This window comes from uncultured Campylobacter sp., from assembly GCF_938045775.1.
In the GTDB taxonomy this organism is placed as follows: Bacteria; Campylobacterota; Campylobacteria; order Campylobacterales; family Campylobacteraceae; genus Campylobacter_B.
In genome coordinates this window covers 1-1,252 of record NZ_CALIBH010000005.1, presented here as the reverse complement: position 1 = coordinate 1,252, position 1,252 = coordinate 1, and the positions used below count along the sequence as shown (strand labels likewise).

At 41.9% G+C, this 1,252-nt stretch carries 1 protein-coding gene; it reads left to right on the top strand.

Annotated features, from left to right (window positions below; all coding sequences use genetic code 11):
* Nucleotides 1–665: hypothetical protein (locus Q0238_RS00160; RefSeq protein WP_297941670.1), on the top strand; the 665-nt coding region annotated here is incomplete at its 5' end.
* Nucleotides 666–1,252: the final 587 nt, after the last annotated feature.

The window sequence follows — 1,252 nt, the reverse complement described above, 5'->3', positions numbered from 1 at the left end:
TACCTGATTTCAAGTCTATGAGTATCGGCACGGCAATCGAGGGCTCGAAAATGTGTAAAAATATCACGTGGAGCAGAGAGGAAAACGGCGGATTAAAGACGGTCAAAATGGTGTGCGACTTGGATATGGAACTTATAAACGCAAGAAATAAGGAAATCAAAGCAGAGGTGTTTAAATCATCTCAAAAAACGATGATAAACGCATATTTAGACAGCGTTAAGATCTTTTACAAAGGCAAGACTTATGACGCGCAAGGTCTGTTTAAGCTAGCAAAAGAACATTGCAAGTTTAGCGAGGCAACATTTCAAGAAGTGCTCAAAACTAAAGGCAAAATAGAATACGACGATAGATACAAGATAGTTGATTGCGATAATAAGTTAAAAGAGGAATTGCAAAAAGAAGATAGCGTTGATTATATTGTAAAAAACCTTAAAGAAGCCATCTATTACTCGCAGCTAACAGTAGAGCAATATGACGCAAGTATCGGACTTAAGGTGGGGGAGGGTTCGCCGTCGCAGGCTACGATCGAGCTAAATTTCATCGTAAATAATGATAAGAGTGTAAGTCTATCGAATAAATTTAAACTTACCGCAGACGGAAAAGAGGATACTAATAATAAAATGAAATCACAAGATCTTCTCGCGGGCTTCTACGAAAGAAAGTAAGCACCTCATCTCGCGGCTAAATTTTATGAAATTTAAAATTTAGCCGCCATTCTTATATCAAAATTTCATTCAAAATTTTACGCGCGGTTTTAAATTTAAAGCACAATGCCTTCTCGTCGCCAAGGCCAAATTTAAATTTTAGCTTTATTGCGGCGCGCGGGCTGAATTTTCGCTGCGCGGAATTTTAAATTTTATTCAGCATACTGTGCTGCGCGGATAAGCTAGCGAGCCGAGCTCGCAGTTTTAGATAAAATTCCGACCTTGTACGGACTCCTGCGAGATATGAATGCGTGCAGTCAAAATTCCTACGAGCGGTATAGAGTAGGCTCTAGCCGCGATTGCGGGGCGGGAGGTGCGGTTAAAATTCTGACGAACTAGCCAAAAAACGGATTTCGCCTGCCAAAAACTAGCGATTTGCCGCAACGACCGAAATCGACGGTTTGCCTTCGAGTATGAGTTTCGGCGCCGTTTGCCTACGGAGTATCAACCGAAATCGGCGATTTTCCTCGCTGATAAAGCAAGCTTGCTGCCACGTTAATCAAACAGCGAGGGTTGCAGCGATTTGATCTTGTAGCTTGCGCGGTGAA